Origin of the sequence: Desulfosarcina sp. (assembly GCF_033791525.1) — a bacterium.
Taxonomy (GTDB): Bacteria; Desulfobacterota; Desulfobacteria; order Desulfobacterales; family Desulfosarcinaceae; genus Desulfosarcina.
Genome location: NZ_JASJGN010000298.1, coordinates 1 through 9950 on the forward strand (window position 1 = coordinate 1; position 9950 = coordinate 9950).

Annotated in this window: 6 protein-coding genes; all 6 read left to right on the forward strand. The window is 55.4% G+C overall.

The annotated features are described in order from the left end of the window. The coding region (locus tag QNK41_RS14915; protein ID WP_319258284.1) for an ABC transporter permease at positions 1–681 on the forward strand (681 nt) is incomplete at its 5' end. 13 nt (positions 682–694) lie between these two features. Further along, positions 695–1525 (forward strand): ABC transporter permease, encoded by an 831-nt coding sequence (locus QNK41_RS14920; RefSeq protein WP_319258286.1) that lies wholly within the window; start codon positions 695–697, stop codon positions 1523–1525. Positions 1526–1541: 16 nt separating this feature from the next. After that, entirely contained in the window at positions 1542–3152 is a 1611-nt protein-coding gene (locus QNK41_RS14925; RefSeq protein WP_319258287.1) for an ABC transporter ATP-binding protein, read from the forward strand. A 188-nt stretch (positions 3153–3340) separates the two neighbouring features. Next, positions 3341–4189, forward strand: a complete 849-nt coding sequence (locus tag QNK41_RS14930; RefSeq protein WP_319258288.1) for a class I SAM-dependent methyltransferase — start codon at positions 3341–3343, stop codon at positions 4187–4189. Positions 4190–5430: 1241 nt separating this feature from the next. Further along, entirely contained in the window at positions 5431–6561 is a 1131-nt protein-coding gene (locus tag QNK41_RS14935; protein WP_319258290.1) for an efflux RND transporter periplasmic adaptor subunit, read from the forward strand. A gap of 111 nt (positions 6562–6672) precedes the next feature. Next, positions 6673–9804: an efflux RND transporter permease subunit gene (locus QNK41_RS14940; RefSeq protein WP_319258292.1), complete on the forward strand. Its 3132-nt coding sequence runs from the start codon at positions 6673–6675 to the stop codon at positions 9802–9804. Positions 9805–9950 lie beyond the last annotated feature (146 nt).

The window sequence follows — 9950 nt, forward strand, 5'->3', positions numbered from 1 at the left end:
CTTATCGGCTGGCGTCTCCGTAATACTCTATTTCTGGCTTCAGCTACGGCCGTTATCGCCGTGCCGCTTTCTATACTCTTGGGGATTACCGCGGCCCTCTACCGCAACACATTGTTCGACCGCACGATTTCCATGGCGACACTCAGCGCAATCTCCCTGCCTGAATTCTTTGTCGCCTATATCTTGATTGCACTTTTATCGGTTCAACTGCTTGTTTTTCCTAGCATTTCCAACATCAACGCGCAAATGTCCCTGTGGGAGAAGATGCATGCCATTGTGCTGCCGTGTCTGACATTGACGCTGGTGGTTGTGGCCCACATGATGCGTCAGACCAGAGCGGCGATCATTAACATTTTGGCCAGCCCGTTCATTGAGATGGCCGAACTCAAGGGACTCAAGAAGGCACGCATCGTCATTTTTCATGCGTTCCCCAATGCCCTCTCGCCGGTCATCAACGTGGTGGCACTGAATCTGGCCTACCTGGTGGTTGGCGTGGTGATTGTCGAAGTGGTTTTTGTATATCCCGGGTTGGGGCAGTTGTTGGTGGACTCGGTATCAAAGCGGGACATCCCGGTCGTTCAAGCCAGCGGACTAATTTTTGCCTCCGTATACATCGGCTTGAACCTGCTGGCCGATGTGCTGTCGATCATCAGCAACCCCAGGCTGCGCAACCCAAGGTAAGGAGTCCGATTACATGGCGTTTTTTAAATTGCTCAGGTCCTCACCGATCAGCGCACGCATCGGGCTCGCCATGGTCCTGATCAGCATTCTCGCAGCGATTCTGGCGCCCGTTATCTCGCCCTATGGGGAGACGCAGATCGTCGGTGACGTCTGGCAGTCTCCGGGTAAAGATCATTTCCTGGGTACCGACCACCTGGGTAGGGACCTTTTTACACGCCTGCTTTATGGGGCCCGAAACACCATTGCCATTGCATTTGCGACCACGCTCCTGTCGTTTGTGGTCGGTGCCGTCGCCGGCTTTTTCGCCGCCACGCTCGGTGGCTGGACAGACCTGAGCCTCAGCCGGATGGTAGATATCATAATGGCCTTTCCCACGCTGATCTTTGCCCTGATGGTGTTGTCCGTGGTCGGCACCTCCGTCACGGCCTTGATCGTGGTCATTGCGCTGCTGGATTCCACGCGGGTGTATCGCCTGTCCCGGGCTGTCGCCATGGATATCAACGCCCTGGAGTTCGTCGAGGCGGCCAGGCTTCGGGGGGAACGGATCTGGTGGCTGATGAGGCATGAAATTCTCCCCAATGCCATGCCGCCGCTGGTGGCGGAATTCGGTTTGCGGTTTTGCTTCGTATTTCTTTTCATCGCAGCACTGAGTTTCCTGGGGTTAGGCCTTCAGCCACCGACTGCCGACTGGGGCGGCATGGTTCGGGAAAATGCCGGGGCCATTACCTTTGGTATCTTGACTCCGTTATGGCCGGCCGGAGCCATCGCCTTTTTAACCGTAGGTGTCAATTTGATCGTGGACTGGTTTCTGCACGTGGCCAGCGGATTGAAGGAGACCGCCTGAATTGGATGGATGATCGATGACCAAATTGCTTGAAATTAAAAATTTATTTATTGAAGGCTTTACCGGCGACCAATGGCTGCCCATTGTTAATGACATCGATATGTCCCTGAACAAGGGGGAAGTTCTTGGCCTGATCGGTGAATCCGGAGCCGGTAAATCCACACTCGGGATGGCCGCCATGGGATATACCCGGCAGGGGTGCCGCATCGCGTCGGGGTCGATCCAGTTCAACGGCACGGAGTTGTTCGGTGCGTCGAAGGGAGATCTTCGTAAACTGAGGGGCAATCGCATTGCCTACGTCGCTCAGAGCGCTGCGGCCTCATTCAACCCGGCGCATCGACTGGTCAGACAATATGCCGAGGCGCCCGTTCAACATGGTTTGATGAAATTTGCCGAGGCGGAACGGGAAGCAGTCGATATTTACCGGCAGTTGCTGCTGCCGGACCCTGAACATATCGGTTACCGTTACCCCCATCAGGTGTCCGGCGGCCAGCTGCAGCGAGCCATGGTGGCCATGGCTATGGCATGTCGGCCGGACATCATCGTGTTCGATGAACCCACGACCGCACTTGACGTGACCACGCAGATTGAGGTGCTGGCCGCAATTAAAAAAATTACCAGTGAATTAGACACCGCAGCGATTTACATCACCCACGATCTGGCCGTTGTTGCCCAGCTGGCTGACCGAATCATGGTGTTGCGTCACGGCAACCTGGTGGAGGAGAATGATGCCAGAAAGATATTGGCGGAGCCCAAAGAAGAGTATACTCGCCAATTGCTGTCTGTCCGGACCATTCGGGATGACAAGGCGGTCTTTCGATCGGATCGGGATGTTATCCTTAAGGTTGAGAATGTTTCGGCGAGCTACGATGGCAGTGAACTGGTTCTGCAAGACATCGATATTTCCATAACAAGCGGCCGAACGGTAGCGCTCGTGGGCGAGTCCGGCAGCGGCAAAAGCACGTTGGCCAGAGTAATCACGGGTCTGTTGCCCCCGCTTCAGGGACATATCCGATTTGAAGGAGAAACGCTGCCACCCGCATTGGCATCACGTGAGCGTGAGCAACTCAGGAAACTGCAAATGATTTACCAGATGCCCGATACGGCGCTCAACCCCCGGCAGAATATTCGCAAAATTCTGGGCCGCCCGCTTGCTTTTTACTTCGGCATGCGTGGTTCGGTGATGGGCAAGCGGATCAAAGAACTGCTGGAGATGATTGAATTGCCGCACAGCTACATCAACAGGTACCCGAACGAGCTTTCCGGAGGTGAGAAACAACGGCTGTGCATTGCTCGGGCGTTGGCTGCTGAACCCAGATTGATCATCTGCGATGAAGTCACTTCGGCATTGGACCAGCTGGTGGCCGAAGGCATACTGCAACTGCTGCAAAAGCTGCAGAATGAGCTGGCGGTCTCCTATCTTTTCATTACCCATGATCTGGCTACGGTAAAAGCGATTTCCGATGAAATTGTGGTAATGCTACGGGGATGTATTGTTGAGCAGGGAATTAAAAAGGAGATTCTTACGCCTCCCCACCACGCATACACCAACCTGTTGCTTTCTTCCATTCCTGAAATGGACCCGGAATGGCTGGATAAGCTGTTGGAAGAACGCAGGATGGCTTGAGATAACCTTGCCACACCGTGCACGGGATAGCCTGAACACCTGACGCCGTCATCGAATTCAATAGTAGGACTTGCTGGGATCAGTGGTCCTCGTTAAGATGCTTGCATCAGCCATTTGTAATTATGCTATACCGCTTCAGTCCCTGAGCCTGCCTAGATAAACAAAAATAGCATTCAAAAAGGATCCAAATGAAACACAAAAGAAATGCCTCATCTTATTGCAATTACAATGATGCATTTACCTTATATGACCAGAATCGCCAGCCCAACGGCCTGCAGGAGATTTTACATATTTTCAGACAAAGCCGAACAGCCGTTGAAAAACAGACCGTTCTGGAGGGTGGATTCGGCACAGGCGCCTACCTAAACCATACCCGGCACCATGTAAAAACCGTCTATGGGGTGGAGGGATCTGAACAAGGATTCGAAGCAGCCAAACAAAAAATTGGAGATGCTCGAAACGTCAGGCTGCGGATAGGCAACATTCTTGATCTTTCCTTCTCCGATGATTTCTTTGATGCCTTCATGGTCAACCAGGTGCTTCACCATCTTGACACAGTACCGTCCTATCCGAACCTGAACCGCTTTTTGAATGAGAGCAGACGCGTTTTAAAACCAGGCGGTGTTCTGACCATCAACACATGCTCCCAGAAACAACTGGATCCGAAGTCCGGTGCATACTGGAATTATAAATACCTCGAAAAAGCTGTCTTTGCCTTGCAGGGGAGGTATATTCCGGTCCATTCGCTCATATCCAGACTTGAGAAATTAGGGTTTACAGATATTAGTACAACCATTCCATCGGGCAGACTATTTCAGGAACACTATTATCGTGATCCCTTGCTGGTCTTGGATCCTGACTTTCAAAAGGCCGATTCAATTTACTGCTTTTTTTCGGAAAAGGAAATTGGCGAGGCAAACACCTTGGTACGCACAGCCATAGATGACCGATCAGTATATCAACACATGGAACACGCTTTAAAACGCGCCAAAAAAATCGGAGAAGCCATTATTATATCGGCACGTAAGCCCCTGTAACCGTAAGCCGGCCGATCATAAAAAAGCCGGCTTGTTAATTTTTTACCAAGTCAATAATAATATATTATATATGATTACGAATAGTTAAGATATATTCCGGCCTGGCAAAGATAGGTAGCCCTAAAGTAAACGAGTCCCGTTACGGGGAGTCGGTACCAACGACAATACGGATGGTGACCAGCCAGGCCTTCCAAGGGTCTCATCGGCAGGTCTCAGGGTCTCAGGGTCGGGCCGCGCTAACCAATTGACATTGCAAAGTTAATATCTTAAAAAGCTATTTTAAACATGCCTAATTGATCGTTTTTACCCCTAAAAACATCCAATTAAGGGAATCGTTACTAAATGGCCTGTGCAAAAAGACATTATGTTCCCGGCCATGTCTGGCATATTACCCACCGATGCCGCCAAAGAGCCTTTCTTTCAAATTAGCAAAAAATCGCCGTAGATGGATTGAATGGCTGTACCAGGCAAAAAAACGGTACAGTGGTTTGAGTGTGTTGGATTATATGGTCACCTCAAACCATATTCACCTGCTTGTATTTGACAATAGAGTCCTTAATAGCATCCCGGATTCGATTAAGTTGGTCGCCGGTAAAGGCTGAGGATAAAAGTAGAGAAGTTAAATGGACACAAAGCATTGCAGTTGGCAGCGTGTCCTTCATTGAGAATATCAAAGAAACACTTGATTTCAGGGCAAGAGAACGAAAGATCCGTCGCGCCGGCGATCCCTTTGAGCTTCGGGAGACCTTGAAGCCATATGGCACAACGCATGCTTTGACGCCTGAAAACACCTTTTCATGGGATCAATAACAAACCGCCTTAATCAGCTTGTTTTGGCCTGAAAAATGGCCGATTAAGGCCTCCATACAGGTTCTTTTTTGACTCTTTACCCAAATTTACAGTATGTTACTGAGGCCCGACCCTGGTCCTGCACCTGGTCCTGAGACTGCTTTCATCCGTTCCCGAAATGGACCCGGATTGGCTTGACAATTTACTGGAAGAGCGAGATGTGGCATGAGAGACGATTGCCCATCCCTGCAGGGGAAGCTTCTATGTCAATCGTAAACCTCCTTTGCCGCATTCCCCTTCCTGAGAATAAACATTCATTCCTGCCATGCATTGACTTTGGCAACTGCCGTAATAATATTTCGCTATTAGGATGGTTGGTGAATTGCCGCACCGCCTGTCGTGCGTGAAAATGCATTCCGTGGCCACGGTATGAGTCGAAGAATCGGAATCCCATGAAAAAAGCCATTATTTTTTCCATAATCGGGCTGGTCGTGCTGATCGGCGTGCTCGGGGGTGTTAAAGGGCTGCAGATCAATCGCATGATTGCCCAGGGCAAACAATACGTGCCGCCGCCCGAGACTGTGACCGCGTCCGTGGTGCAGTCGGCCACGTGGCCGTCCGTGCTGACTGCGGTGGGCTCACTCGAAGCGGTCCAGGGGGTCATGGTTACCTCCGAACTGACCGGCAAGGTGGTAAGGATCGCCTTTGAACCGGGCAGTGCGGTTAAGGCCGGGGAATTGCTGGTGCAGCAGGACACGTCATCGGAGGCCGCCCAGCTCCGTTCGACCGAGGCCTCCAAGGAACTGGCCCGGCTCAACCTGGAACGGGCCAAGGAACTGCTGCCCCAGAAAGTGATCACCCCCTCCAACTACGACACTGCCGAGGCTGAATTCAAGCAGGCTGCGGCCCAGGTGGACGCCATTCGCGCCACCATCGCCAAAAAAACCATTCGGGCCCCCTTTGCCGGCCGCCTGGGGCTTCGCCAGATCAATCTGGGCCAGACGCTAAACGACGGCGATACCATCGTTTCCCTTCAGGCCATGGATCCGATTTTTGTCAATTTCCAACTGCCCCAGCAGGAACTGGCCAAAATCCGACAGGGGCTGCCGGTAACGCTGACCAGTGACGCCCTGCCCGGCAAGACCGTCGCGGGCACCATCACCGCCGTGAACCCGCAGGTGGACAGCGCTACCCGCAACATCCGTATCCAGGCTACGGTGGCCAACACTCAGGAGCACCTGCGTCCCGGTATGTTCGTCAACATAACCCTGGGACTGCCGGACGTCCAGACGGTGCTTACGATTCCTTCCACCGCCGTGCTGTATGCCCCATACAGCGACTCGGTATTTATCGTGGAAAACAAACCCAATGACACCGGAGACGCCTTGGAAAGCATCGCCCGCCAGCAATTCGTTCGTCTGGGTGAGAATCGTGGGGACTTTATTGCCGTGCTGTCCGGAATCAAGGAGGGCGAGACCGTTGTGAGCACCGGGGCGTTCAAGCTGCGCAACGGCCAGTCGGTGGTGGTTGACAACACCCTGTCTCCTGATTTCAAACTGGCCCCCAAACCTCAAGAAGGATGATCGGTTTTTTGGTTCAATTGGTTAGTTGGTCCGATTGGTTTGATTGGCTGTTGAGCGATTTAGTTGGTTGAACCCTGAACCCTGAACGCAGAACTCAGAACCGACAATTCCATGAAAATTACCGATCCTTTCATCCGCCGGCCTGTCCTCGCCCTGGTGGTCAATCTGGTGATCATCATCGCCGGCCTCCAGGCCATCCGCTCCCTCAACGTTCGCCAGTACCCGCGCAGCGACAACGCCGTGGTAACGGTGACCACGGTCTATGTGGGGGCCAGCGCCGACCTGGTGCGCGGGTTTGTCACCATCCCGCTGGAGCGGGCCATGGCGGCGGCTGACGGCATCGATTATATCCAGTCCCAGAGCGCCCTGGGGCTCTCCACCATCAGTGCGCGGCTGAAGCTCAACTATGACCCCATCAAAGCGCTGTCGGAAATTAGTTCCAAGGTGGATCAGGTGCGTAACGACCTGCCTCCGGAGGCCGAGGTACCCACGATCAACGTGGAATCGGCCGACAGCCAGTTCGCCTCGGCGTACCTGAGTTTTACGTCCGATATCCTCCAGCAGAATGAGATTACCGACTACCTGGTGCGCATCGTGCAGCCTCGGCTGTCGGCCATTCAGGGCGTCCAGCGGGCCGATGTCCTCGGTGCCCGCACCTTTGCCATGCGCGTCTGGCTTAAACCCGATCGCATGGCCGCCTTTAACATCAGCCCGGTCCAGGTGCGCCAGGCCCTGGCGGCCAACAATTTTCTGGCGGCTGTCGGACGCACCAAGGGTGCGCTCATTCAGGTCAACCTGACCGCCAATACCGACCTGCGTTCGGTGGAGGAGTTCAAACGCCTGGTGGTCCGGCAACAGGATGGCGCCGTCATCCGCCTCGAAGACATCGGCGACGTGGTGTTGGGTGCCGAAGATTACGACACGGAGGTGCGCTTCTCCGGTCAGACCGCCGTTTTCATGGGTATCTGGCCCCTGCCCAACGCCAACTCGGTGGACGTGATCCGGCTGGTGAGCAAGGAGATGGATGCCATTGGCAAACAGCTTCCCGAAGGCCTGGATGCACGCGTGGCCTATGATGCCACCAACTACATCAGCAATGCCATCCGCGAGGTGGTCAAGACCCTGTCCGAAACCCTGTTGATTGTCGTTTTCATCATTTTCATGTTTCTGGGTTCCCTGCGGTCGGTGCTCGTCCCGGTGGTGGCCATCCCGGTGTCGCTGATTGGCGCCGTATTCCTGATGCAGGTCCTGGGCTTTTCGATCAACCTGCTCACCCTGCTGGCCATCGTGCTCTCGGTGGGGCTGGTGGTGGACGATGCCATCGTGGTGGTGGAAAATGTGGAACGCCACCTCAGCGAGGGAAAGTCACCCATGGATGCGGCGCTGTTCGGTGCCCGGGAGTTGGTGGGACCGTTGATCGCCATGACGGTCACCCTGGCGGCGGTCTATGCGCCCATCGGCCTGCAGGGCGGATTGACCGGCTCTCTGTTCCGGGAGTTCGCCTTCACCCTTGCCGGTGCGGTTACCATCTCCGGCATCGTGGCCCTGACCCTGTCGCCCATGATGTCTTCCAAACTGCTGACCCCGGGAATGTCCGAGCGCGGTTTTGCCGGAAAGATATCCAGAGACTTCAAGCGCTTCACCGCCTTTTACGGGCGGCTGCTGGATGGTACGCTGAATGCAAGGCCGGCGGTTTACGGGGTCTGGATCGTGATCAGCCTGCTGACCATCCCGATGTTTACCATGTCACCCAAAGAACTGGCTCCGGCCGAGGACCAGGGCGTCATTTTCGGCATCATCGATGCCGCGGCCAACTCGACCCTCGATCTGAACAGCCGCTATGCGGCAGCGGTTAACGATGCCTATATGAGCTTCCCGGAAACGGAATTCACCTTCCAGATCACCCGCCCCAATTCAGGCATTGCCGGCATGGTGGTCAAACCCTGGGATGAACGCGAGAACACCGTGGCACAGCTCCTGCCCCGGGTGCAGCAGAAGGTCGGCGCCATTCCGGCCATCCGGCTCTTCGCGGTCTCGCCGCCGGCGCTGCCCGGCGGCGGCAATTTCCCGGTGGAATTCGTCCTGGCCTCCACGGCCGAGCCGGCCGAGATGCTTGAATTCGCCCGGAAGATTCAGCTCAAGGCCATGGGCAGCGGCATGTTTGCCTTCCCGCCCATCATCGATGTCAAGATCGATCAGCCCCAGTCGGAAATCGTCATCGACCGGGAAAAGGTGGCTGATCTGGGCCTGGATCTCCAGCAGGTGGGCCGCGATATCGGATCCATGGTGGGTGGCAACTACGTCAACCGCTTCAGCATCGCCGGGCGCAGTTACAAGGTGATACCGCAGATCAGCCGCACGGACCGACTGAACCCGGACCAGCTGCGCAGCATCTATGTGACCGGCCCGGCCAACCAGCTGGTGCCCCTGAGCACCATCTCCACCATCCGAAATTCCACCGTGCCACGATCGTTGAACCGCTTTCAGCAGCTCAACGCCGTCACCATCAGCGGCGTGGCCGTGCGGCCCCTGGACGAGGCCCTGCGCTACCTGGAGGACGAAGCCGCCAAAATCCTGCCCAAAGGCTACGTCCTGGACTACACGGGCGAGTCGCGCCAGCTGCGCACCGAGGGCAATGCCTTTTTCCAGGCCTTCGGGTTGGCGGTGGTACTGATCTTCCTCGTTCTGGCGGCCCAGTTCAACAGCTTCCGGGACCCCTTCGTAATCCTGGCCGGCTCGGTGCCGTTGGCCTTGTTCGGGGCCCTGGTCTTTACCTTTCTCAAAATGCCCGATCCCAATGTGCCTTTCTGGACCCGGGGATGGACCACCACGATGAATATCTACAGCCAGGTGGGTCTGGTGACTCTGGTGGGGCTGGTGTCCAAAAACGGCATTCTCATCGTGGAGTTCGCCAACAGCCTGCAGCGACAGGGGCGGGCCAAGCGGGAAGCCGTGCGCACCGCCGCCATGACCCGGTTGCGGCCGATCCTGATGACCACCGGCGCCACGATTGCCGGCCATTTCCCCCTGACGCTGGTCACCGGTGCCGGTGCACAGGCCAGAAATTCCATCGGCCTCGTGCTGGTGGGCGGCATGGCCATCGGGACCCTGTTCACCCTGTTTGTGGTGCCTTCCATCTATATGCTGGTGGCCCGCGACCACTCCAGGGATGCCGAGGCCTTGATCGGCTCGCGGACAACCGCCCCCATGATCGGGAAGCCTGCCGATTTCAATATTCCCTGAATTCTCCGGAGAACCTGACAATGAATTTTTTGTTGGCTGTTTTGGGGGTGGCGCTTCTGGTGCTCGGCTGGAAGCTGTTCTGGCTGTTCGTCGGGGTGGTGGGCTTCGCTGCCGGCCTCCAGGCGGCGCAGCTCTATCTCGGCCCC

What these genes read in the sequence shown, in the direction of transcription:
- QNK41_RS14920 (WP_319258286.1), top strand. Translation starts at nt 695, where the DNA reads ATGGCGTTTTTTAAATTGCTCAGGTCCTCACCGATCAGCGCACGCATC.
- QNK41_RS14925 (WP_319258287.1), top strand. Translation starts at nt 1,542, where the DNA reads ATGACCAAATTGCTTGAAATTAAAAATTTATTTATTGAAGGCTTTACC.
- QNK41_RS14935 (WP_319258290.1), top strand. Translation starts at nt 5,431, where the DNA reads ATGAAAAAAGCCATTATTTTTTCCATAATCGGGCTGGTCGTGCTGATC.
- QNK41_RS14940 (WP_319258292.1), top strand. Translation starts at nt 6,673, where the DNA reads ATGAAAATTACCGATCCTTTCATCCGCCGGCCTGTCCTCGCCCTGGTG.
- QNK41_RS14930 (WP_319258288.1), top strand. Translation starts at nt 3,341, where the DNA reads ATGAAACACAAAAGAAATGCCTCATCTTATTGCAATTACAATGATGCA.